Origin of the sequence: Rhizobium terrae, from assembly GCF_003425685.1 — a bacterium.
Lineage (GTDB): Bacteria > Pseudomonadota > Alphaproteobacteria > Rhizobiales > Rhizobiaceae > Neorhizobium > Neorhizobium terrae.
In genome coordinates this window covers 1-1,472 of record NZ_QJKM01000072.1, presented here as the reverse complement: position 1 = coordinate 1,472, position 1,472 = coordinate 1, and the positions used below count along the sequence as shown (strand labels likewise).

General features: G+C 61.7%; 2 protein-coding genes. Both read left to right on the top strand.

Going from position 1 to position 1,472, the window contains the following annotated elements:
• The first annotated feature begins 78 nt into the window (after positions 1 to 78).
• The gene (locus DMO26_RS33440; protein ID WP_117196536.1) at positions 79 to 1,185 is read left to right on the top strand and encodes an IS5 family transposase; all 1,107 of its coding nucleotides are present in this window, start codon (positions 79 to 81) and stop codon (positions 1,183 to 1,185) included.
• The coding region (locus DMO26_RS33435; protein WP_117196535.1) for a hypothetical protein at positions 1,182 to 1,472 on the top strand (291 nt) is incomplete at its 3' end. The genes DMO26_RS33440 and DMO26_RS33435, both read left to right, overlap by 4 nt.

Sequence of the window (1,472 nt, the reverse complement as noted above, 5' to 3'; positions counted from 1 at the left end):
CTAACAGGGTGTTGAAGAAGTGCTGGCGCGGTTGTTTGGAACGTGATTCATTGCTCCCCGAACGATTGGGGAATGTGGATGCGCGGATTGGACGAACGGACGGGTTCGCTGTTTTCCCATGTGGACCTTGATGCACGGGTTCGGCGTGATCATCCGCTTCGGGTGATAAGAGAGCTCGTGAACGCGGCTCTTGCAGAGATGGACGGCGATTTTGCGGTGCTTTATCCGCCTGGGCTCGGCCGGCCCTCGATCGCGCCGGAACGCTTGCTGCGTGCGATGCTGTTGCAGGCTTTTTACGGCATTCGCTCGGAGCGTCAGTTGATGGAGCGGATGGAGTTTGATCTTCTGTTCCGCTGGTTCGTAGGGCTCGGCGTTGACGAGCCGGCCTGGAACCATTCAAGCTTCACCAAGAACCGGGATCGGCTGTTGGAAGGTGAGATCGCGGCCAAGTTTTTGCGCGCGGTGCTGGCGCAGCCAAGGGTGAAGCGACTGCTGTCGTCGGATCACTTCTCGGTGGACGGGACGCTGATCGAGGCCTGGGCTTCGATCAAGAGCTTCCGCCGCAAGGACGGAAACGACAACGATCCAGATGGAGCGGGTCGTAACGCCGAGCGCGGCTTTCATAAAGAGAAGCGCTCCAACGACACGCACCAGAGCACGAGCGATCCGCAGGCGCGGCTCTACAAGAAGGGCGACGGTCAGCCGGCGAAGCTGTGTTACATGGGCCATGCGCTGATGGAGAACCGCCACGGACTGGTGGTCGACGGCGACGTCACCCAGGCCACGGGCAAAGCGGAGCGCGAGGCTGCGCTTGCCATGTTGGAACGCCGTCCATCGCGGCGGCACATCACGCTGGCGGCCGACAAGGCCTATGACGTGCGTCAGTTCGTCAAGGATCTGCGCGAGCGCAAGGTCACCCCGCACATCGCCGTCGACGGTCGTCTGAGCAAAACCGGCAAGCCTCGCGTGACGGCCATCGATGGCCCCACGAAGCGCCATCCGGGCTATGAAGCCAGCCAGCGCTGCCGCAAGCGGATCGAAGAGGTGTTTGGCTGGATCAAGTCATCGGCCGGTATGGCCAAGGTCAAGCTGCGAGGATGCGCCCGTGTGGGCGCGGCCTTCACCCTGAACCTGGCGGCCTACAATCTGGTCCGCTTGCCCAAGCTCCTGGCAGTGCCGGCATGAGCCTCGCCGGTCGCTGGCGGATCACCGCAATGCCCGACTATGTCGAGGACGATCCCGACATGATGGAGCCCGCTTACATCGAGTTCGCGGCCAACGGCTCCGGTGAATTTGCCTTCGGCTGCGTTACCGGGCAGATCTTCGGTGCGGGCGATGGCAATCACGTCGCCTTCTCCTGGCAAGGCAACGACGAAATGGAGGAAGCTCAAGGCGACGGCTGGGCCGAAATCCAACCAGATGGCTCCGTCATCGGACAAATCTGTTTCCATAACGGTGATGAAGCTGACTTC